Genomic DNA, 20,208 nt, shown 5'->3' on the forward strand with positions numbered 1-20,208 from the left:
AAGGTTTACCTACGGGGTCTGGCCTTTCCGGTCTGGGTCAGTTGGTACCGCTACCCTCTGCCCAAGGGGAAATGGGAATGGCGGTATGTGGTGGCCACCTTTCCCGCCAGCGGAAGGACGGTGCTCCTGTGGGGCAGGCGGAGGTTCAGCATCGAGCATTTCTTCAAGGCCATGAAAAGCGAGTTTTCTTTGGGGCAATTCGGCCAGAGAACCCCCTTAGGGGTGCATCGCTTCCTGGTGCTTTGCTTTCTCGCCTACCTGCTGGCGCACTGGGTGCGGATGGAGCAGGAGGGAGAGGGGCTGACCTGGCGGGAGGCGGCCAGGGAGTCCCTGCGCCTTCTCTTGCCCGGACTTGTAGCTCAGGCGGCACTGGGGGAACTTCATGCCCTAGGCCTCTGGCACCCACCGCCGGATGAAGTGAGAGGAAAAGCAGGTTTATGCAGGCTATGCAAGAGGTGCAAGTTTTGAGTTAACCAACACCTATACGCCGATGGCCCGCCCGGTGCCGGGGCTTTTTGAGGTGCTCAAACACTCTGGCAGGCGCAGCGGGATGTTTTACTCCTGGGAGCCCCTGCGCGATGTGGCCCGCCCCCTGAGCCTGGCGGTTTCAAAGCTAATTGCTTACGACCACAACCCAGAGGTCTCCGATGTGCGGGTGGTGGAGGCAGCGATGCCTTACATCAAGTCGGGTGAGCTCGATTTCACCTTCTTATATCTGGGCAGTGTGGATGAAGTGGGGCACCTGGAAGGCTGGATGAGCCCGGCCTACCTGCGGCAGGTGGAGCATGTGGACACCCTGCTAGGCCGGGTACTGGAGGCTTTGCCCTTAGACACGCTTCTTCTGCTGATGAGTGACCACGGCGGGCACCTCAGGATGCACGGCAGCGAGCACCCCGAGGATATGACCGTGCCCTTTATTGCCTGGGGGTCTGGGATTGCCAGAGGCCTGCAAATTGCCGAACAGGTGAGTCTTCTGGAGCTGGCGCCTACTGCGGCTGCTTTGCTGGGGGTAGTTCCAGAACCAGCCTGGGAGGGGCGGGTGCTTCGCTTGGGATAGTACATCCGAAGAGGGCGCCGCAAGGACGAAAGCGCTCGAGGTGGTTTGCGTTACGGGAACCTCACCTAAGTGGGCCGCTCCAGCGATAGGCGGTGGCCATGGCCCGACGGAGGTTCTGGGGGTTGGGTGGGCTTGCCAGGAGGCGCTCGAGTTCAGCCTCGCCGACGGCCTCGAGGGGCGGTGCGGTAGGCTCTTCACCGGCAAAGCGCATGGCCCGCCCCTCGGCTTTCCAGCGGGGCCAACCCTCGGGCTGGGCCAGGTGAAAAAGCTCGTGACGCAGGGTGCGCTCCAGGCCCCCCCGCTCCAGCAGAACCCGCAGGCGCTGGGTGTCAATCCGGTGCTTCTGACGGTTGGCGGTAGCAAGGATAAACCACGGCAGCCCGGTGGCGTGGGTGTAGGACTTCAGGTCGGGGTGGATGACCACGCTCACCCTTGGCGGAAGCGGGTAACCGGCGGCTTGCAGGTTCCGGCGGGCCTTTTGTAAGACCGCAAAAACCTCGCGCAGGTGCGCTGCATCGGCCTTTGCCGCGACCTGTACCACAAAACCGGGGGCGTGGGCGGTTTTCCAGGTTTGCGCCAGCGCAGGGCCCAGCAAGGCCAGCAAAATAACCAAAAGACGGGCAGGCGAGGGCATATTTCCCCTGCTGGTTTACTCCGTCACCCGCACCTGCTGGGCCGTTCCGACCCCCCGCACCTCCGGCTCGTACATCATCCAGGCCAGGGTGGGCAGCGCGGTGAAGCTGCCGGGGGTCTCGGCGCGCAAAACGTAGGTGAAGGTAACCGGCCCGCTCAGGTAACTGAAGAAGAACTCCACCTGCCGGTCGCGGACCTCCCGCCCATCGAACCAGTAGTTCCAGCCGTAGTAGTCGTCGCCGTAGCGGGAGCGCACCCCGGCGATGCGGAAGGAATCGTCGTTTTCCACCACCACCAGGCCGGCTGGGGTGGGTTCCTCCACCACCACATAACGCAGCGCGCCCTGCTCGGGGCGCAGGGTGAGGGTTACGACCAAAAGCTCGCCCAACTTCACCGGGCCGCTGAGGGGGCTGCGCTCGTAGACAAAACGTTCGGCTTTGGCATCGTAGCGGGGGGTAAGCTTCTGGTAGGTGCGGGCCACCCGCAGGCCTCTGGCTTCGGGCTGCAGGTATTCGCGTTCCTCAAAGTAGCTCAGGCTGGCGCTCACATACAGGCGCTGGCTGCCGATGACCTGTATCTCGTTCTCGCCTACCTTTAAGCCTTCCAGGCTTAGTTCGGCCCCTTTGGCCGGAACCTTCAGGCTCTGCGCCTGCCCATTAACCCGAATCTGCACCTCCTGCTCGCCGGGCTGTTCACCGGTCGCCTTCGCAAGGGCCAGGGCGGCTACCACCACCGCGGCGGTGTCCTTGGTGGAGACCCAGCGGGCCCCTCTGCGCTCCTGCATGAACCAGTTCACAATCTTGGGAATGGCGGGGTGGTTGGGGCGCAGCCGGGCCAGGGCCTCCAGACCTCGAGCGGTGGCCTCGAGGCGGTCGTCGTTCCAGGCCCAGCGCGGGGCCTGTACCTCCCAGTAGGCGGTGCGCTCCCGTTCGGTTCGCCTGGCCAGCAGACCCTCCAGGGCTTGCTCGGCCTGGGCCCGGTTGCCGTTTTGCAGATAGGCCAGCACGATGAGGGCATGGCCGTAGGGGGTGAGGTCGGGCCTCTTTAGGTAGCCTTGCAGGTAGCCAAAATCCAGCGGCGGGGCCTGCTGATAAGCGGCTCGGGTCAGGTGCGGCCGGTGGGCGTGCTGCCAACCCTTGGGTGCTCGGGCGAATTCCATCCCGATAGAGGAGCGTTCGTTGGGCATGTACGCTGGCCCGGCCAGGGCAAAGGCATAGGCGGCATAAGCCACCGCATCGGCGGCGTAGGTGTGGGCGTCGGGGCGGTTCAGGGTTTTGAGCAGGTAGGTCACGCCCTGCTCGAGCACCTCCTTACGCACCGGGTAACCGGCCTGCTGGGCTTGCAATAACCCGATTAGCACATGGGCCGAGATATAAAGCGAGGAGGTATCGTTTTGCCAGAAGCCCCAGCCACCGTCGTCGTGTTGGAAGTCGTAGAGCCGTTTGAGGCCGGCGGCCACAAAGTCGTCGAGGTTTTGTGCCAGCTCTGGGGGCAACTGGGCCAAACCCCCCGCTTGTTTGGCCAGTACGCTGGGCAAAAAGCGGCTCATGGTCTGCTCGGAGCAGCCATAGGGATAGCCGGCCAGGTACCCCAGGGCGGGGGTCACGGCGGCAGCCAGCGAGGGGGTGAGGTAGAGCCGGCCTTGCGTCTGGCCGAGGTCGGTGCGGGCGGGCAGGCTAAACCTCCAGCTATCCCCCGACTGCCCGGCCCAGCCCAGCTCCTGCTTGAGCCCTTTGGGGAAGATGGGCAGCCGGGTGCGCAGGGCATCGGAGGCAGCAGGGGTCAGGGCCGAAGCCTGCAGGGTGGCGCTGCCGCTCTGGTCGGCGCGTACCCGATAGCCGCTGGCAGCCCGGCCCCCCGCGGGAAGCTGCGCCAGGGTGGTGGGGGGGGTGAGCAGGCTGAGCCCGGTGGCCTCGAGCCGGAGCTGGCCGTCCTGGCTTTTTTCCAGGTTGTTCTGCCCGATGACCCGCAGCGTGGCCTGGTCCCCGCGCACCAAAAAGCGCGGCGTGCTCAGCCGGGCAATCACCGGCAGGGTGGTGGTTATGGTCTGGGTGGCCTGTCCCACGCTGTCCGAAAGCGAGATGGCCCGGGCCGTCAGGCGCCACCGGGTCAGGTTGTCGGGGAGGCGGGCCTCCACGCGGGCCTCGCCCTGGGCGTCGGTTTCGACCTCGGGCAGCCAGAGGATGGTATCGCGGAAGTCCTCGCGCACCTTGGGGGCGGCCAGCGCCTCCTTGCTCTGCCCAAATACCGCTTTGTCCATGGGGGCTCGAGCCGCTGTGGCGGGCGCGGGGGCCACGTTGCCAAAGTAGTAGCCCCCGGCGGTCTGGGTGCCCACCACGTTGGACCTCAGGCCCCAGAAGAAGGCCCGGATGTCCGGGGCCTTTTCGGAGCGCACCAGATAGATGGCCTCGTCCACCAGGCCCAGCGTGACCTGGCTCTGCACCGGGCGCCCGTTCCTATCGGTTACCTTGAGGCGGTAGACGGCGGTTTCGCCGGGTTTGTAGGTGGCCTTGTCGGAGGAGACCGCTACGTTCAGGAATTTCTCCACGGGCGGCAACAAGAAGCCCACCACGTCGGAGTAATATTCGCCGCCCCCCAGCACCGTAACCGAGAGGTAGCCGTTGGGGGCCATTTCGGGGGTGAGCTTTAGCTCGTAGGTGAAGGTGGAGCCCTGGAAGCGTACAATTTCGGGCTTGCTGAGGCGAGGGCCCTCCAGGTTTACCAGCGCCCAGCCGTCCGAAACCGGCGACTGCACCACAAAGCGGGCCGTCTGGCCCACCCGGTACTCGGGCTTGTCCACAGTGATCTTCAGGCTCTTGTAGTCCCAGTACCAGTACGAACCATCCGAGACCCAGACCCAGTCCTCGGCCTGGGTGGCCCGCCCGGCGCGGTCGCGGGCCTGCACCACCAGGGCATACGAGCCCTGCTTGGGCAGCTTGAGCTTTATGGTGGCCTGGCCTTGGGCGTCGGTGCGCCCCTGGACTCGGGCTCCCGGCTCGCGCTGCTCGCCCCGGCCCCGCACCCAGTAGGCGCGGTTGGCGCTCAGGGTAAAGGGCACCGAGACCGGGTTGCCCTCCAGGTCCTGGGCCCGCACGGTGGCGGTCAGGGTGTCCTGGGTCTGGTAGGCGTACTGGTCGGTGCGGATGTCGAGCACGATGCCGGCGCGGTAGGCGGTGAGGAAGCCGGTTCCGCTGATCTCCCGCCCGGCTTCGTCGCTCACGCCAGCCTCGAGGGTCAGCCGGTAGTCCTCCCCCTCGGGTTTTAGGGGCACCTCCACCACCAGCTCCCCCTGGGCATTGAGCCGCCCCTCGCCGCGCTCGACGATCTTGCCCTCGTAGGTGTCCTCGTATGCCTCGGTCTGGTAGAAGCCGAAGCTCGAGACATAGGCAAAGCGGTAGTAGGGCCGCTGGATGAGGGCGTAACTGACCCTGCCACCCGAAACCGCCCCGCCAAACAGGTACTCGCCCTTCACCACAAAGCGGGCCTTCTCCCCCTGCACCGCCACGGGCTTCTCGGGGGTCACGCGCACGCTGTACTCGGGCTTGACGAACTCCTGCACCTCGAACTCACCTGTATGCTCCCGGCCTTGTATGCGTGCTACCAGCGTGTATCCCCCCAGCCGCGCATCCAGTCCGATGCGGAACTGACCGTTAAAGCTGCCGTAGCGGTCGGTGGTGAAGCGGCCCGAGAACACCTCGTTGTCGTCGTAGTCGCGCACCACCACCTCGACGGGCTGGCCCACAACGGGGCGCAGACCGCTGGTGCTACGGGCGGTGCCCTTGAAGAAGACCGTGTGGCCGGGGCGGTAGATCGGGCGGTCGGTAACCAGGTAGACCCGGTTTTGCTCCAGGTTCCAGCTTTGCCAGTAGGCGCTGCTAAAGGCCCAGGAAGTACCCGAGCGGGCTGCCACAAAAAGGTTTTCGGCGTTGGGCAGGTTGCTTTGAAGCTGGGCCAGCCCGCCTTCGGCCCGCACCTGCTGCACGATGCGCTTGTCCTTGGAAACAAAAATCTGGGCGGTGCGGGGCTGCCCGCTCTCCAGGCTGGCGGTATAGGTCAGTAGGCGCTCCGAATCCGACTTAACCACCAGCCCCAGGTTGGTCACCAGCACCAGCGTGGCCGAGGTGGGACGGGGGGTGCCGATCTGGGCCAGATACAAGCCCTCGGGCAGGCGCCCCAGGCTCACCTCGCCATAGGGCCTGTTCTGGGGGCGAAAGACCAGCACGGTGCGTACCGGCGACAAGTCGAGTTCGCGGGTGCGCTGAAAATCGCGCGGCCCCCCCAGCTCCACCACCTTTTGGGGGTTCTGAATCCGCAGCAGACGAATCTGGCTGCGGCCGCCTCCGGGCAGGAAATACTCCAGCCGTACCTGCTGGGTAGGGCTGTAGGTGCCGCCCCCGTACAACTGGGGTTCCGGACGCTGGGCCGACCCCGGTATCCAGCTCAGTAAAACCGCTCCTAAAATGCCCAACCCCGCTCGCCCAAAACCCTTCATAACATCTGCCTCCTGAATCCGCCTAAAAGACCCTGCGCGTGCAAACCAACAGAAGATGCTCGATTTCAGCCAAACCGACAACCTAGTCGCTCGCGAGTTTCCAGCGGTAAAACCCCAAAAAGTGGGGGTTGTCGGGCCGGGGGTGCCAGTATTTCTGGGGGTGCTTGCCCAGGGTTTCCAAGCTCACCATGCGCACTTCCCCCCCTTCGGAGGGGGCGTAGCCGGTGTGGTAGACCACCAGGTTGTTTCCCAGATACACCATGCTGTGATAGGCCGAGCCCCGGGCCAAAGGGCGCACAAAAAACAAGAGGTCGCCGCGCCGGGCCTTGTCCGGGGTGCGGCCCAGGAAGACGCTCGAGTAGCGCATCAGGTACATGGCGCTGGCCCACCCCACCAGGCGGCCTGCCTGCACATCGTCGGGACGGTAGGCCCCCGGGGCAATGCGGAAGACCGCACGGCCAATCTGGGGCAGGGGATAGGCGCTAATGGGAGGGGCCTGCACCCTGGGCAGGTAGGGGAACTTCTGGAACCAGGCCGCAGTCTTTGGCTTCAGGGCCTCAAAAAAGGCAAAACGCAGCAGGCCGGCGCAGTCTTGCTCCTGGGGTAGCCAGGCGGGCGAGGGGGCGGTGAACTGGGCTTCGGCAATGGCGGCAAACCACTCCAGAAAAGCCTCGCGCTGGGCGCTGCTGTGAAACTCGGCAATGTCGGGATAGCCGTCCTGGTCGAGGTCGGCCAGGTTGGAAGGGGATGCGGGTAGGGGGGGTGCGGCCAGGGCCAGGGCCCCGGTCAAAATAAACCCCAGAAGCCCTACCCGCAGTATGCTGGCCCAGTGCGTCATGGTTAATTCCGATTGTAGCGCGAGCCAGGGTAAACTGGGCTTCGTCTAAAGGCCGTCTCAAGAGGGTGCGGAGCGCATGAACGAATGGAGCTGGCTTTGGCTTGGACTGGGGGGTTTCAGCCTGCTGGGCTTGCTATGGGCCGAGTGGCAGAAGCGGCGCACGGCTCGAGCCCTCTTCAAATCTCTGTGCTCGTTGGGCTTCCTGCTCTTTGCCCTTAGCCTGGGCCTGGATAGCTTATTTGCCCAGCTCGTCTTTGCTGGGCTGCTGCTTTCTGCGGTGGGGGATGTGCTTTTGCTGTTGGCCTCGAGCCGGGCTTTTCTGGGGGGTCTGGTGGCCTTTCTGCTGGCCCACCTGGCCTACCTGGGGGCTTTCTTGCAGGTAGGTGCGCCCTCCCTGTGGGGTTTGCTGCTGGTGCTGCTGGCCGGGTACTTCTGGATGCGCTGGCTGTGGCCCTATATGGGAGGCTGGAAGGCCCCGGTGCTGGCCTATGGGGTGGTCATCAGCCTGATGCTCTGGGTGGGGCTGGGTGTGCCTCGGCCAGAGGTGCGGCTGGGGGCGCTCCTCTTCTACCTTTCCGACCTGTTTGTGGCCCGGCAGCGCTTTGTGGTGCAGCAGCCGCTGAATCCGTTGCTGGGCCTGCCGCTTTACTATGCGGCCCAGTACCTGCTGGCCGGGTCGATGCGCTGAAGGCTGGCCCCGCTTCAAACCAGCCACACCACCCCATAGGGCGGTAGGCTGCCGGCGAAGTATTTGCCGCTAATCAGGTCGCGCCCCACCCGCTGGATGGGCTGGGGCCGGTTGGTCACGTTGATGTAGCAGCCCACCTGTTGGTCGCGGTAGCCCCGGATGATGCGCAGCACCTCCTTCGAGGCCATGATGGTCTGTGGTGCATTGGGATGAAAAGCCGGGTGAGACGCCCGCACCTTGAGCAGGTGGGTGAAGTGGGCCAGCACCTGGTGGGCGCGCGAGTGGGGATTGGAGAGCAGCCCATCGAGCTCCGGCCCGGTGAACTTGTGCCGGTTGAGGCGGCGGTTGATCCCGCTTTCTGCCAGGCCGGCATGGTCGGAGGGGGAACCAAAGAGGCTGTGGATGTAGACCCCTGGCACACCCTGCAAGCTCAGGAGAACGGCATTGGCGGCCATGAAGCGGGCAATCTTGAGGTCTTCGTCCTCATCGCTGTGCGGATGGTTGAGCGCATCAAATAGGGTCAGGCACAGTTCGTAGGGCACCGGGCCTTCCGGCGTGTCTTTGTAGTTGACCCGCCCTCCGTGATCGAGGGTCTGCTGAACGAGGGCAGCAATTTCTTCAGGCTCCAGAATGCCATTGGCGGGCACCACGCCCAGCCCATCATGCGAGGCCAGGAAGTTGAAAAAGGTGGTGCGCTCCGAGGGGGGCTCTAGGCCCGCTGCCCAGGCCGCAAGTTTGCTGGCATCGCCGGTGCGGAAGGTGTGCAGCACCAGCGGGGGCAGGGGGAACTGGTAGACCATCTGGGCCTCGTCGTGCCCGTTCCCAAAATACGAGATGTTGTCCTGGTGCGGTACGTTGGTCTCGGTAATCAGAACCACCTGCGGCGCGGTCGCATCCAGCACCAGCCGCATGAGCTTTACGATGCGGTGAGCGCCCTCGAGGTGCAGACAGGTGGTGCCCGGTTCTTTCCAGATGAAACCCACCGCGTCCAGGCGGATGAGGCCTGCGCCCTGCTGGACGTAAAACAAAAGCGCATCCAGCACCTCTAAAAGCACCTCGGGGTGGGCAAAGTTGAGGTCTACCTGATCGGTGGAGAAGGTCGTCCAGACCAGCTTTTCGCCGCTCTTGCTCTGGAACGGGGTAAGCAAGGGCAAAGCGCGGGGCCGGAAGACTTTGGAGAGGTCGGTGCCGGGCTCCACCGCGATGAAGTAGTTTTTGTAGCGGGGGTCGTCCTGCAAGAAAGCCTGGAACCACGGGCTCGAGGCCGAGACGTGGTTGCAGACCAGGTCGGCCATCAGGCGGAAGTCCTGGGCGATGGCCTGGATGTGCGCCCAGGTGCCCCACTCGGGCTTGACCTGTTTGAAGTCCACTACACTGAAGCCATCGTCGGAGGTATAGGGGTAGAAGGGCAGGATGTGCACCCCGGAGAACACCCCTTGCAGGTGCGCTTGCAAGAAGCGGTGCAGGGTTTGCAGGGGGGCCTCGCCGGCCTGGGTAATCTGGTCGGGGTAGGTGATGAGGATGGCGTCTTTTTCGCTCCAGATGGGCTGGGGCTGGGCGGCGGCAAGGTTTGGATAGCGCGCGAGCAGGGCCAGAAGCCGCTCCCCTACTTCTGACCCCCGGCCAGGGTAGAGGAACTCGAGGTGCTCCAGCATTTTTTGGTGTAGGTCGGTGGTGAGGGTTCGGGTCATGAGGCTTCGCCACCTCCAAGGCGGCTCCAAGCCAAGTATATGGCTGCCGTCCAGGAGAACGCCCCACCCCCCAGGCCTTGCCCGGTCTGGGGGTGGAAATACTCGCTAAAGCCGGTAACTTCGCACAACTTCAGGGTGTCCTGGCGAATCCGCTCGGCCACTTGGGGGTAGCCGTACTCGGCAAAACCCAGGGCAATCAGGTAGTTGACCACCGCCCAGACCGGGCCGCGCCAGTAGCGCTGCGGTTCGAAGCGGGGGCTTTGGGGGTCGGTGCTGGGGACGAGGTAGCGCACCTGCCGGGCCCAGCCCTGGAGGGTCTCGTGCAGGCGCCCGGCCCTTTCCGGGCTGGCGGTTCCGGCATATAGAGGCAGAAAAGAGGCCGAGACCCCTACCCGGATGGGCTCGCCGGTGAGGAGGTCGCGGTTGAAATAGAGCCCTGCGGCCTCGTCCCACAGGCCCTCGATGCCCTGCCGGCTGGCCTCGAGCCACCCGGCGATTTCGCCTTCGTGGCCAAAACCAAACCGCTGGGAAAGCCACAGCAAATCATGGTTGGCCCGGTGCAGCACACAATCAATCAGTAGGCTGGCCACCCGAAAGGGACCTTCTTGCAAGAGACGAAGCTGATCAAAATCCGCCCGCTTGTAGACCTCGAGCAAGGTCAGGAAGCGGTCGTACTCGGCCTGGTGGGGGCGCTGGCTGGGGTCTACGTGGGTGGTGTCGCGGCGGGTGTAGGGTGGAAGCGCCGGATCTACCTGCACCCTGGCGAGGGCCTCGTCCCAGGCCGGGCTGTTGTCGGCCCCGGTCTCCCAGGGGTGCAGCACGGTGACGAGGCCGGTGTTCTGGGGGTCGCGCTCGCGCTTGAACCAGCGGTGGTAGGCCAGAATTTTAGGGTAGAGCTGCCGGACTTTCTCCTGGGCCAAAGCCTGGTTTTGGGCCTGCTCGAGCATCCAGCGCACAAACGTTGCGACCACGGGCGGCTGGGTGATGGCAGAGGTAGGCGGGGTGCGCTTGACCCCCCAGCGCTCCGGGCCGGGGAAATAGGTGGGCTCGGGCCGGTGGAAGACGATGTGCGGCAGCATACCGTTCTCCCACTGCCCCTGGAAGAGCAGGTCGAACTCCGCCCAGGCCCGGGCTTCGTCAAACTGCATCCAGCCCAGGGCGGTAAAACCTGCATCCCACAGCCACTGAAACGGGTAAAGTCCGGCGGTGGGGATGGTGAAGCCCCCCCGGTCGTTGGCCTGAAGAATCCGACGGGCTTCTTGAACGAGGGTTTCCTGGATTTGCATGGCTACCTCACTGTGAGGGCCTGGCCGCTGCCGGGGTCGAGCCAACGCAGGCGATCGGGCTGGGGCTTGAACCAGAGGGTTTGTCCAGCTTTGACTTCGAAATCGGGGGGTACGGTGGCTTTGATATGTTGCTGGCCAAAGCTCAAGGTCAGCAGGAGGTGGGGTCCCAGGGGCTCCACCACCAGCACCTCGGCGGGGAAACTTTGCGGTTGCTGCATAGTAAAGGCTTCCAGGTCTTCGGGCCTTACGCCCAGCAAGACTTCGGGGCCGGATACCGCCGTGGGCAGATCCAGGGTGAGTGACTGAATCTTGGCTTGCTTGCCTTCGACCGGCAACTTCAAAAAATTCATGGGAGGACTACCAATAAAGCCACCCACAAAGGTATTGGCCGGCTCCTGATAGATTTTCATCGGTTCGTCGTACTGCACCACGTAGCCCGTGTTCATCACCGCAATACGGTCGGCTAGACTCATGGCCTCTACCTGGTCGTGGGTCACGTAGAGGGTGGTGGTGCGGCTCTCGGCCAGAAGGCGTTTGAGCTCGGCCCGCATCTCCAGGCGCAGCAGGGCATCCAGGTTGGACAAAGGCTCGTCCATCAGCAGCACCTCCGGCTCGACCGCCAGGGCCCTCGCCACCGCCACCCGCTGGCGCTGCCCGCCGGAGAGCTGGGCGGGGTAGCGCCCCAGCAGGTTCTCGATGTGCATCAGGTTGGCGGCCCGCTCTACATTGGCCCTGATTTTTTCCGGTGTGGCCTTTTGCATCCGCAGACCAAAAGCGATGTTCTCGAGCACCGTAAGGTGGGGAAAAACCGCGTAGTTCTGGAATACCATGGCGATTTTGCGCGCGCGCGGGGGGAGTTCGGTCACATCCCGCTCGCCGATCCAGACCCGCCCCTTTTCGGCCTGCTCGAGGCCCGCAATGATGCGCAAGAGGGTGGTCTTACCGCAGCCCGAGGGCCCCAGCAGCACCACGAATTCCTGGTCGCGCACCTCGAGCGAAACCCCATTCAGGGCCTTGAACTTACCAAAGGTTTTCTCGATATTTTCAACTCGGATGGAAGCCATAAACCTCCTAAAGAGCCAAGAGCACAGGCGTAGATTCTTTCTGGCCTGCCACGCTTTACCGGTTGGCAATGCCCCACAGCGTAAACAAATAGCGACGAATGATAAAAATGAAGACCAGGGCCGGCACAATCAGGAAGAAGCCACCTGCAAAGCGGAAGGGCAGGGGGGAGTCGTTGAGCGAGGTGAGCAGGAAGGCCGGTAGGGTACGCTCGCGCAGGGTGAGCAAGGTAGCGGCGAACACCTCGTTCCACGAGATCACAAAGGCAAAAATGGCCGTGGCTGCTAGTCCCGGCAGGGCCAATGGCAGCACCACCCGCAAAAAGGCCTGGATGCGGTTGCAGCCCAGGGTCCAGGCCGCTTCTTCCAACTCTTTGGGGATGCCCAGAAACAGGCTGCTGGTCACCAGCACTGCAAAGGGCAGGGCCAAGGCGGTGTGTACCAGCGCTACCCCAAAGGCGGTGTCGTAGATGCCCAACTGGATGAACTGTACCGCCAGCGGAATCGCCAGAATAGCCAGGGGAAACGCCCTTGTCATCAGAATCAGCAGGCGGTAGGCGTCGGCACCCGCAAAACGATAGCGGGCCAGGGCATAGCCGGCGGGGGCCCCCAGCAACACCGAAAAAACCAGGGTCATGGCGGCCACGGTCAGGCTGTTGCGGATGGCTTTCCACACCCCCTCCACGCCAAAAAAGAAGGTCAGGGTTTCTAAAGAGAACTGCTGGGGCAAGAGCCCTTTGGGCCAGGCAAACACCGAAGGGCGATCGCTAAAGGCCAGGGTGGTAATCAGGAAGATGGGAATCAGCACCCACAACACCAGCACGATGGCCAAAAACATGTAGAAAAGACGCAGGTTCATGCGGCACCCTCCTGCTTAGAGCGCATCAGTCGCAAATAAAGTAGTGTGGCAACCACCGAGATGCCCAAAATGATGACCGAGTAAGCAGCCGCAACCCCCGGATTTTGATAGGCGTTGTACCAGTAGTAGGCTTCCCCCGCCAGCACCGGCAGGTTGCGCCCACCCAGCGCGACCACCACTGCAAACACCTCGAGGGCCAGGATGGTGCGCAGAATCAAGGCTACTTGTAGGCTGGGCATCAAGAGCGGCAGGGTGACCTTCCAGAAGCGCTGCCAGGGGGTGGCCCCGAACACCTCGGCGGCCTCGCTGTATTCTTTAGGAATAAGCTGCAAGCCCGCCACCAGAATCACAAACACGATGGCGGTAGCCCGCCAGACCTCGGCCGCCACCACCGCCACAAAAATCATCAGGGGGGTCTCGTAGCTCAGCCACAACTGCGGTTGCTGTATTATGCCAATGCCCTGCAAGAAGCTATTGAGATATCCACGCTCGGTAAAAATTGCCAGCCAGACGATGCCGGCGGCCAGGTCGGAAATGCCCAACGGGATGGTCCACACATACAAAAACAGGTCGCGGCCCTTGGTGAGGCCTCCCAGCAGCATGGCCATGCCCAGGGCCAACACCACCTGTAAGGGCACAATCACCACCGTCAGGAGCAAGGTGTACTTGAGGGCATCGCGGAAGTAAAGGTCGGCGGCCATGCGCTGGAAGTTCTCGAGCGTCCACTGCCCCCCGCTGCCCCGCACCGACAAGAGCAGGGCTTCCAGGAGCGGCCAAGCGAACAAAAACAACAAAAACAGCACGCTCGGCAAGATGAGCACGTAGGGGATATACCGTTCACTACGCATTGAACCCTTTCCCTTCGTTCCCGTATCGGGTGACGGCGCTTGGATGGAAAGGGGCCGGTAGTTGGGATTACCGACCCCTCCAAGCGGGTCAAATCGCACCGGTGGCTATTGCGGCTTGTCAGCACCCAACCCGTGTTGCTCGCAAAACCTCAAAGGTCGGTGCCTTCAGCTTTCCGCCCTATCGCGGTCTTCGCTATTTTTGCCGCTAGGAGCAGCGGAAAAACAATCCTGGAACAGCACTTGTCCTGATTGGAATTGCGCCATTCTTTCTGAAGACCGCTCTAGTTCACCGGGCAAGCCCCGCTGCTGACAGGGTCGGGCGACCAGCACGGAGCCCGGGTTTCGTTCATGATGCGGCGCAGGTTGCCGGCTTCGCTGTCGAGTACCCGCCGCACGTCCTCGTTGCGCAACACGATGCGGGCGAAGGTGTCCTGGAAGACCTTGTTGTACTCCCCGCCCCTGGCGCCCAGGCCCACCGGCAGCAGGCTGGGCAGGGCCACGTTGCTCTGGGCCTGCCGCGCGATGGCATCGGCGCCCATGCGAATGCCTTGGGGCAGGTTGTCGGGCAGGCGCACCTGAATGACGGGGAAGAAGCCGTTTTGCACCAGGGTGGTGATCTGCACCTCGGGGCGGGTCAGGTACTCGATGACAGCCACGGCGGCGGCCCGGTTGGGGCTGCCCTTGGGGATGGCCAGCCCGGCCAGCACCGGCATAAAGCCCCGTCCATAGGGCCCAATGGGGGCGGGGAAGGCCACAAACTCGTTGGGTTTCTGGTTCAGGGCATCGCGCAGGCGGGCGATGTGATCCCAGGCGATCCAGACCTCACCCGCCAGCAGCGGCTCTTGCATGAAGTCGTAGCTGGTGGACTGGGGGTTCACGTGCTGCCAGAGGTTTTTGAACTCGAGCCACATGCTCTCGGCCTCATCGCTCCTAAACTTGGTCACCGCGCTCTTGGTGTACGAGGGGTACAAGTAGCCCTGGGTAAAGCGGTGCATCAGGCCGCGGGGGCCTGCCGGAAAGCCCAGCATGCGTCGCCCGGTGGCCCGCTGGATGTTGGCGGCCCACTCCTTGAGCTGGGTGTAGGTGAGTGTATTGACGTTGGCCCCCGCCGGCAGATACTGCAGGGCCTGCCGATTGGCGACCATAATGTAGGTGGCCTGCATCCAGGGGATATAGAGCTGGTTGCCTGTGCCCATCTTGCCCAGGTTCACGAAAGTCTGCGAAAACCGCCGGTCTTTGAGCTGGGCCATCACATCGTCTACGGTGTCCAGCGCTCCAGCCGCAATGAGCGGGGGGAAGTCGCCGTGCAGGCCCCCGGCCAGGCCCACGTTCACCCGGCCTGCGCGAACTTCGGAAAGAATGCGGTTGGTGAAGGGAGCGTTGTCCTCGGGGATAAACTCCACCCGCCCCTGAAAATCCTTCAGGATCACCTGCCGCATCCGCTGGGCTTCCTCGATGGGGGTGAACTGCGTAGAGACAAACAGCAGCGAGGCCGTCTGTTGCGCCAGTACCCCGGATAGCACCAACAAGGTGCCCAAGAGACCCAACCACAACCACTTGCTCTTCTTCATGCCTTCCTCCTTTTATGTTTGCGGTGGCCCATCCGACCCCCGCAGAACCAACTCAGGAACCCAGACCTCCTGTAGCTGCGAAACCGGCGCTCCGGCCAGCCGATCCAATAACATCTTCACCAGCCGCTTGCCGGTATCCCGGAAGGGCTGGTGCACGGTAGAAAGGGGGGGATCGGTGTATTGTGCCTGAGGAATGTCGTCGTAGCCGATGACCGAGACTTCCTGCCCGCCTTTGAGCCCTCGCTCCCGCAAGGCCCGCAAAACCCCGATGGCCATGAGGTCGTTGGCGCACAGCAGAGCGGTGGGGATGTCGGAGGTATCCAAGAGCTTTTGGGCCAGGTGGTAGCCGCTTTCCTCGCTCAGGTCGCCTTCTACCACCCAGGTGGGACGAATGGGTATCCTGGCTTCGGCCATGGCTTGCTGGAAGCCGGCCCGGCGGTGCGCAGCGAAGTTGAGCTCGTGGGGGGCGCCGATGTAGGCGATGCGGCGGTGGCCCAGACCCAGCAGATGCTTGGTGGCGAGGTAGAAGCCTTGTTGCCCGTCTATGTCCAGATAAGGATAAGGGGTGGTGATGAGGTCGCTACGCCCGTGGGCAACGAAGGGGATGTTGTGCTCGAGCAGATAAGCAATACGCTCATCCTGGCGGCGGGTACGGGCCACCACCAGGCCCTCGACCCGTTTACCCTCCACCAAGCGCCGGTAACAGGCCAGTTCTTCCGAGCCGGGCGGGCAGGTTGCTACCAGCAAATCCAGTCCGGCATCGGAGAGTCCTTCGCCCAGCCCGGCCAATAGCTCCAGAAAAAACGAATCGGCAAAACGGCCTGGCGGTGAGGGAATCACCAGGCCGATGGTCTCGGCACGGCCCTTGCGCAGGCGCTTGCCATTTGGATTGGGACGGTAGCCCAGGCGGGTCGCAATCTCCATCACCCGTGTGCGGGTCTGGGGGCTGACCCGATCGGGGTTGTTGAGCACCCTCGAGACCGTTGCAATGGATACCCCCGCCTCTTGCGCCACGCGGCGGATATCTACTGCCAGGGGGGTGGGTTTGCGGCTAGACATAGGGAGCTCCGGTGTAGGTAAGAGCTTCTCCAGTACATGATGTAAACGTTTTCCACAATCTACTACTGCCCCTCCATTTTTGCAAGCCCCCCATTGCAATGCACCGTCGTGAACCGGGTAGAGGGGCTATGGCAGCGAGCTCGTCGGTAAGCTACGCGATGGGAGTTGGTTGACGATTGGGCCACCGATGTCGCACCCGCGGTTTTCTCCAGAACCCTGTACGCCGAGATCCCCCTCGGATAGGGTTGTACCCTAGTGGTTGTGAAGCACCTTCTCTGGTTGATGCTGCTCCTGGCGGCCTGTGTACCTGCCCCACCCCAGCGCAACCTGCGTCCGGCAGGCAGCCCCGACGTGGTGGTGATGGGCTTCTCGGGGCGCTGCGCTTCGTTGCCGGTGGTGGGCGATGGCTGCAATCCGCCCTTTGACAACTATGGCTACCTCGACGACCTGGTGTTTCCCCGTAGCAGCACGCCGCGCCAGACGGCCCAGACAGTGGTGGATACCTTTCGTGAGCTGGGCTACAGCGTAGAGTACTTTGACGTTTCGGCCTTCCTGTATGCCCATACCAGCGGCATCTCGAGGCAGCAGGAAAACGGCTACCTCGAGGCCGAAGGGTATCTGCGGCGGATCTACCAATACTGGATTAGGGGCTTCGAGAACCCCACTCGAGTGGTGCTGTTGGCCCATTCCCACGGCACCGTCTGGGCCAGTCTCTTGGCCTGGAACCACCCCGAGGTACGGTTCGACTACTTTATCTACCTGGACGCCATCTGCAGCTTTTGGGATACGGACAACCTGCGCAATAACCGCATTATTCAGGGGTATTACGACGTGCGGGGTCTGCGCCGTCCCTTCCCGCTCAACGACGATGAAGGGGGTGGCCCCTGCAAGGTGATTGCGGTACCGGGCCAGAGCGCCAGGCAAGACCTCAACGATGTGGTTCCCCCCAACGTCCAGGTGGGCCTCGAGGTCGTCAGCCGCAGCCCACTTAACCTGGCTCCGCTCAACTTTATCCACGACGACGATCCCGACTACCGGCTCGATGGCAGCCAGACCGGGCTTTTGCGCTTCCAGTCCCGTGAAGACCATAGCGGCGTCACGGCTCGAGGCAGCGACGCCCTGCAATGGGTGGTGTCCCAGATTCGGGGCCGAGGGGGCTTTTGACCCCGGTTGGGGTCTCGTGTAACCTAAATCCAGCAGGGGATTCAGCATGTCGGTTGTCGAGCGTATGCAGGCGCAGGTTCGACGGTGGGACGAAACCAACGACCACCGGGCGGTGTTTCTGAGTTGTTATTCCATGATGACCCAGAACATGCTGGCTGCGCTGGATCAGGGTGCGTTTCAAGACCCAGGCTGGGTAAACCGGCTGCTCCACCACTTCGCCGATTACTACTTTGAGGCGCTCGAGGCCTACGAACAAGACCCGCTCACCGCCCCGACGGTGTGGCAGATTGCCCACTACGGCAGCCAGAGCCCCAGCCTGAAAGCCCTGCAAAAACTGCTGCTAGGTTAACGCGCACATCAACTACGACTTGGTATTTGCCGTAAGCGACCTGCTGCAAGATGAGTGGCTCCTTTTGAGCCCAGGGCAGCGCCAGATGCGTTACGCCGACCACTGCAAGGTGAACGTGATGATTGCCCAGACCATAGACGCCGTACAGGATCAGGTCATCGAACGCTACGACCCCAAGATGGATCTGGTGGATCGGCTGATGGGTTCGCTGGACGAGTGGTTGATTTCGCGCCTAATTGCGGGCTGGCGCGACCGGGTCTGGCGCAACGCCCTTGACCGCGGGCAGCCCCCCAGGCCGCGCGTGCGTTGCTGGCCCAGCAGGTCGAAAAGGCCTGTTTAAAGGTGGCCGATTCGATCCTGCTCCAGCGCTAGCGTTAGCCAGCAAACTTACGGAGCATCGCAGCAATCTGCGCTGGTTTTTGGCTGTCGCCCTTGGCGATGTCGGTGGCGCAGAGGGTAAGGAATTCCTGCAGAATCAGGGTAGAGGCCGACTCCATGGCTTTCTTGGTGGCGGTCATCTGGGTCAGCACCTCCTCGCAGGGGCGGCCTTCCTCGACCATTTTTTGTAAGCCCCGCACCTGCCCTTCGATCCGGCGCAGGCGCTTGAGAATGCCATCCAGGGTTTCACCGTTGAGGTCGGTGGTGTTCATATAAACATAGTCTATCCGGTTTCCTGGGGCCGTGGGTGATTGCCGACATTTTCGGCCTACTGCACAGCGGCGTCTTTAATCGGCCTCCCCCTCGAGGTCCGCAGGTGTGGCCTCGAGGGCCGCCTCGCGCGGGGCCTCGGGATAAAACTTTCGCAGCCTTCCACCAAATAGCCGAACCAGCCTTTGAAAGCGGGGGTCTTCCAGTAGGCTGGCTTCACTGCCGGGTCTGGCCTCGGCCTCCTCTGGCATATCGTCGGATGGGGGTGCATCAAACGGCGAGTCTTCGGGGCTCCAGGGCTCCGGTTCGGGGGGCTCCAGGGCTGGGCTGGGCGCTTCCTGGATTGCCTCGGCTGGAGCGGGCCCGCGAGCGGTAGTGGGGGTGGGTTTATCTTCGGGGGGTAGCGGGGGGTGTGCCGGAGCAGGGGAAGGGACGGACTCGGCGCTGGCCGCCGGGTTGCTGGTGCGCTCGGGTGCGGTGGGCCTGGAGGGACGGGCCGAGGGCTCATCCGCTAGTTTTTTTTTCCCTCCCAGCCTGAGCTCCACCTGCGGGATGCCCAGCACCTCCTGCACGGCTTTCTGGATATCGCTCAGATGCTTTTGTGCGCCCTGGTGGTGGAAGCTTTTTTGCTCTGGAAACAGCAAAACCAGCCTGTCTTCTTCGAAACGGGGCTCGGCTTCGCGCACAAAAGCCCGGATGGTGGTCTTTAGCGCCCCCATGACCCGCCGCCACTCCGAGGCCAGGTCGGCCACGCTTTGCGGGGTGGGACTGGGGGATGCGGGCGCTTCTTCGCGCTCCGGAGGGCGCGCTGTCCGCCCCTCTGGCTTTCTGGGTCTGGGGTCAAACTCGGGGATGGCCGGGGTGCTGGTTGGGGTGGACGGGGCTGTTGGGGCAGCATGCAGGGCCTGAAAGGCGCTCAGCACGGCCAGCTCGAGCGAGAGGGCATCGGAGCGCTTCAGGAGGCGCTCCTGGGCCTCGTCCAGCGCGGTCATGGCGGCCACCAGGCGTTCTTCGGGCTGGTTCAGGTGGGGGCCGGTGCCCCCATAGGCGTCAGCCTGTCCCGAAGGGGATCGTCCAAGCCCCATGCGCCCGTACAGGCCGGCCCGCAGGGCTTCCAGGAGCCCCTGGGCCAGAGTGCGTGCGGCAAACCCCTGGGCGTAGAGGTGGTGGGCCTGCTCCAGCGCCCGGCGAAGCTGCCCTTGGCCCAGGGCCTCGGCCAGGGCAAACAGGGCTTCCTGGGGGGGCAGCCCCAGGGCGTCTTCGGTTTGCTTGAGGGTAAGGGGGCCCTCGAGGGTCAGCAGCCGGTCGAGCAGGCTCTCGGCGTCGCGCATGGCCCCGTCGGCCAGTCGGGCCACCAGCCCAAGGGCAGGAAGTTCGGCCTCGCGGCCCAGACCGGCCAGGATGCGCTGTAGCTTCTCTACAATCTCGGCCTCGGAAAGCCGACGAAAGCGGAAGTGCTGGGTGCGCGAGAGGATGGTGGGGGGCATCCGCTCGGGTTCGGTGGTGGCGAAGATGAAAATCACGTGCGGGGGGGGTTCCTCGAGCGTCTTCAGCAGCGCGTTGAAGGCGCTTTTGGACATCATGTGGGCCTCGTCGAGAATCACCACCTTGTGGTTGCCCAGGATGGGGGCCAGCAAGATTCGCTCGCGCAGGTCGCGCACGTCTTCTACCGAGTTGTTGGAGGCGGCGTCAATTTCCAGCACATCGGGATGACGCCCCTCCCGCACCAAGCGGCAACCTTCGCAAACCCCACAAGGTTTCGGGTTCTGGCTGCAATTGACGGCCTGGGCAATCAGCCGGGCGCTGCTAGTTTTCCCCACCCCTCTAGGCCCCGAAAACAAATAGGCCTGCGCTAGCTTGCCCTGCCGGAGTGCATTCATCAGCACTTCTTTGACATGCTCCTGCCCCACCATCTCGTCGAAGGTGGTGGGACGGGCCTGGCGGTAGAGCGCACTCACGGGTTC

The 20,208-nt window shown here is 63.4% G+C and carries 16 protein-coding genes and 1 pseudogene; 5 read left to right on the forward strand and 12 right to left on the reverse strand.

Going from position 1 to position 20,208, the window contains the following annotated elements; translation table 11 throughout:
• Both Q355_RS0111595 and Q355_RS0111600 read left to right on the forward strand, forming a co-directional pair.
• A partial coding sequence (locus Q355_RS0111595; RefSeq protein WP_027876815.1) for a transposase occupies positions 1 to 468 on the forward strand: 468 nt, incomplete at its 5' end.
• 22 nt (positions 469 to 490) lie between these two features.
• Entirely contained in the window at positions 491 to 1,057 is a 567-nt protein-coding gene (locus Q355_RS0111600) for a sulfatase-like hydrolase/transferase (protein ID WP_027877956.1), read from the forward strand.
• Positions 1,058 to 1,118: 61 nt separating this feature from the next.
• Here the strand turns inward: Q355_RS0111600 and Q355_RS0111605 are convergent, their stop codons facing one another.
• The 3 genes from Q355_RS0111605 to Q355_RS0111615 form a co-directional block, all read right to left on the reverse strand.
• Positions 1,119 to 1,691, reverse strand: a complete 573-nt coding sequence (locus tag Q355_RS0111605) for a hypothetical protein (RefSeq protein WP_027877957.1) — start codon at positions 1,689 to 1,691, stop codon at positions 1,119 to 1,121.
• Between the two features lie 15 nt (positions 1,692 to 1,706).
• Positions 1,707 to 6,182: an alpha-2-macroglobulin family protein gene (locus tag Q355_RS15805; RefSeq protein ID WP_036259367.1), complete on the reverse strand. Its 4,476-nt coding sequence runs from the start codon at positions 6,180 to 6,182 to the stop codon at positions 1,707 to 1,709.
• Between the two features lie 82 nt (positions 6,183 to 6,264).
• Positions 6,265 to 7,020 (reverse strand): DUF1175 family protein, encoded by a 756-nt coding sequence (locus Q355_RS0111615; RefSeq protein WP_027877958.1) that lies wholly within the window; start codon positions 7,018 to 7,020, stop codon positions 6,265 to 6,267.
• A 76-nt stretch (positions 7,021 to 7,096) separates the two neighbouring features.
• Here Q355_RS0111615 and Q355_RS15810 point away from each other — a divergent pair, with 76 nt between their 5' ends.
• On the forward strand, positions 7,097 to 7,708 hold the full coding sequence (locus Q355_RS15810) for a lysoplasmalogenase (protein WP_051529405.1): 612 nt from the start codon (positions 7,097 to 7,099) through the stop codon (positions 7,706 to 7,708).
• Between the two features lie 14 nt (positions 7,709 to 7,722).
• Here Q355_RS15810 and Q355_RS0111625 read toward each other — a convergent pair whose 3' ends face one another.
• The 7 genes from Q355_RS0111625 to Q355_RS0111655 form a co-directional block, all read right to left on the reverse strand.
• Entirely contained in the window at positions 7,723 to 9,399 is a 1,677-nt protein-coding gene (locus Q355_RS0111625; protein ID WP_027877959.1) for a sugar phosphorylase, read from the reverse strand.
• Positions 9,396 to 10,685: an MGH1-like glycoside hydrolase domain-containing protein gene (locus Q355_RS0111630; RefSeq protein WP_027877960.1), complete on the reverse strand. Its 1,290-nt coding sequence runs from the start codon at positions 10,683 to 10,685 to the stop codon at positions 9,396 to 9,398. Before Q355_RS0111630 ends, Q355_RS0111625 begins: the two co-directional genes overlap by 4 nt.
• Before the next feature lie 2 nt (positions 10,686 to 10,687).
• Positions 10,688 to 11,749: an ABC transporter ATP-binding protein gene (locus Q355_RS0111635; protein ID WP_027877961.1), complete on the reverse strand. Its 1,062-nt coding sequence runs from the start codon at positions 11,747 to 11,749 to the stop codon at positions 10,688 to 10,690.
• A 55-nt stretch (positions 11,750 to 11,804) separates the two neighbouring features.
• The gene (locus Q355_RS0111640; RefSeq protein WP_027877962.1) at positions 11,805 to 12,605 is read right to left on the reverse strand and encodes a carbohydrate ABC transporter permease; all 801 of its coding nucleotides are present in this window, start codon (positions 12,603 to 12,605) and stop codon (positions 11,805 to 11,807) included.
• A complete protein-coding gene (locus tag Q355_RS0111645; RefSeq protein WP_027877963.1) occupies positions 12,602 to 13,453 on the reverse strand; it encodes a carbohydrate ABC transporter permease in 852 nt (283 codons plus the stop codon). The genes Q355_RS0111640 and Q355_RS0111645 overlap by 4 nt, the downstream gene beginning before the upstream one ends.
• Before the next feature lie 281 nt (positions 13,454 to 13,734).
• Complete coding sequence (locus Q355_RS0111650; protein WP_027877964.1) at positions 13,735 to 15,024, reverse strand: ABC transporter substrate-binding protein; 1,290 nt, start codon at positions 15,022 to 15,024, stop codon at positions 13,735 to 13,737.
• A gap of 12 nt (positions 15,025 to 15,036) precedes the next feature.
• Entirely contained in the window at positions 15,037 to 16,083 is a 1,047-nt protein-coding gene (locus Q355_RS0111655) for a LacI family DNA-binding transcriptional regulator (RefSeq protein ID WP_027877965.1), read from the reverse strand.
• 261 nt (positions 16,084 to 16,344) lie between these two features.
• Between Q355_RS0111655 and Q355_RS0111660 the strand changes: the two genes are divergently transcribed.
• Both Q355_RS0111660 and Q355_RS17270 read left to right on the forward strand, forming a co-directional pair.
• Positions 16,345 to 17,247 (forward strand): hypothetical protein, encoded by a 903-nt coding sequence (locus Q355_RS0111660; protein ID WP_027877966.1) that lies wholly within the window; start codon positions 16,345 to 16,347, stop codon positions 17,245 to 17,247.
• A 64-nt stretch (positions 17,248 to 17,311) separates the two neighbouring features.
• Positions 17,312 to 17,936, forward strand: a pseudogene (locus tag Q355_RS17270) (DUF5995 family protein).
• A 34-nt stretch (positions 17,937 to 17,970) separates the two neighbouring features.
• Here Q355_RS17270 and Q355_RS0111670 read toward each other — a convergent pair.
• A complete protein-coding gene (locus Q355_RS0111670; protein WP_027877967.1) occupies positions 17,971 to 18,246 on the reverse strand; it encodes a metal-sensitive transcriptional regulator in 276 nt (91 codons plus the stop codon).
• Between the two features lie 75 nt (positions 18,247 to 18,321).
• A complete protein-coding gene (gene dnaX / locus Q355_RS0111675) occupies positions 18,322 to 20,202 on the reverse strand; it encodes a DNA polymerase III subunit gamma/tau (RefSeq protein ID WP_027877968.1) in 1,881 nt (626 codons plus the stop codon).
• Between the last annotated feature and the right edge of the window lie 6 nt (positions 20,203 to 20,208).

It is taken from the genome of Meiothermus cerbereus DSM 11376 (genome assembly GCF_000620065.1).
In the GTDB taxonomy this organism is placed as follows: domain Bacteria; phylum Deinococcota; class Deinococci; order Deinococcales; family Thermaceae; genus Meiothermus; species Meiothermus cerbereus.

What these genes read in the sequence shown, in the direction of transcription:
- Q355_RS0111600 (WP_027877956.1), top strand. Translation starts at nt 491, where the DNA reads ATGGCCCGCCCGGTGCCGGGGCTTTTTGAGGTGCTCAAACACTCTGGC.
- Q355_RS0111605 (WP_027877957.1), bottom strand. Translation starts at nt 1,691, where the DNA reads ATGCCCTCGCCTGCCCGTCTTTTGGTTATTTTGCTGGCCTTGCTGGGC.
- Q355_RS15805 (WP_036259367.1), bottom strand. Translation starts at nt 6,182, where the DNA reads ATGAAGGGTTTTGGGCGAGCGGGGTTGGGCATTTTAGGAGCGGTTTTA.
- Q355_RS0111615 (WP_027877958.1), bottom strand. Translation starts at nt 7,020, where the DNA reads ATGACGCACTGGGCCAGCATACTGCGGGTAGGGCTTCTGGGGTTTATT.
- Q355_RS15810 (WP_051529405.1), top strand. Translation starts at nt 7,097, where the DNA reads ATGAACGAATGGAGCTGGCTTTGGCTTGGACTGGGGGGTTTCAGCCTG.
- Q355_RS0111625 (WP_027877959.1), bottom strand. Translation starts at nt 9,399, where the DNA reads ATGACCCGAACCCTCACCACCGACCTACACCAAAAAATGCTGGAGCAC.
- Q355_RS0111630 (WP_027877960.1), bottom strand. Translation starts at nt 10,685, where the DNA reads ATGCAAATCCAGGAAACCCTCGTTCAAGAAGCCCGTCGGATTCTTCAG.
- Q355_RS0111635 (WP_027877961.1), bottom strand. Translation starts at nt 11,749, where the DNA reads ATGGCTTCCATCCGAGTTGAAAATATCGAGAAAACCTTTGGTAAGTTC.
- Q355_RS0111640 (WP_027877962.1), bottom strand. Translation starts at nt 12,605, where the DNA reads ATGAACCTGCGTCTTTTCTACATGTTTTTGGCCATCGTGCTGGTGTTG.
- Q355_RS0111645 (WP_027877963.1), bottom strand. Translation starts at nt 13,453, where the DNA reads ATGCGTAGTGAACGGTATATCCCCTACGTGCTCATCTTGCCGAGCGTG.
- Q355_RS0111650 (WP_027877964.1), bottom strand. Translation starts at nt 15,024, where the DNA reads ATGAAGAAGAGCAAGTGGTTGTGGTTGGGTCTCTTGGGCACCTTGTTG.
- Q355_RS0111655 (WP_027877965.1), bottom strand. Translation starts at nt 16,083, where the DNA reads ATGTCTAGCCGCAAACCCACCCCCCTGGCAGTAGATATCCGCCGCGTG.
- Q355_RS0111670 (WP_027877967.1), bottom strand. Translation starts at nt 18,246, where the DNA reads ATGAACACCACCGACCTCAACGGTGAAACCCTGGATGGCATTCTCAAG.